This window comes from Acidovorax sp. SRB_24 (genome assembly GCF_012931925.1).
The window spans coordinates 1-498 of sequence record NZ_MWOM01000227.1; the positions used below are offsets into that span (position 1 = coordinate 1).

Below are 498 nucleotides of genomic sequence, written 5' to 3' on the forward strand. Positions count from 1 at the left end.
GCGCGAACGCGCCGCCTTCCCGGCGCAGCAGGTGCGCTCGGAAACCGGCTTTGGCGCCTCGGGTGCCTCGGGCCACTGAGACGGCAACCCACCGGGCCCGGGGCGCACGCCCCGGTGCCGCGCCGTGTGCGCTCGGGCCGCCCAAGCGCGCAAGTACTCCCAAAAAGAGAGCTTTCAGCGCTTGCCTGATCAGCGTTTGAGGCCGATTTGGCTTGAATCTCCAACGCCGGCGTCCTGCCCCTGGCGGGGAACGCAGCGGCAGGGACCACGCCTCAGCCGCTGCCGCGCAAGTGGCGCAGCTTGACGAACGCCAGTGCCGCCATCACCGCATCGTTGAGCGCGTCGTGCGCCTCGCGCTGGGGCAGGCCCAGGTCGTCCATCAGCGTGGCAAAGCGCAGGTCGATGTCCGCGTTGGCCTGCTGCTGGTAGGGCGGCAGCTGCCGGAACTTGTGGTCGTAGTACAGCGCCGAGACCTCTATTTTTTGCTGCGGCAGCCCC

The 498-nt window shown here is 69.3% G+C and carries 1 pseudogene; it reads right to left on the reverse strand.

What is annotated here, in order from left to right:
* Positions 1–272: 272 nt before the first annotated feature.
* Positions 273–498 (reverse strand): annotated as a pseudogene (locus B2J89_RS21670) (3'-5' exonuclease); the annotation flags it as partial.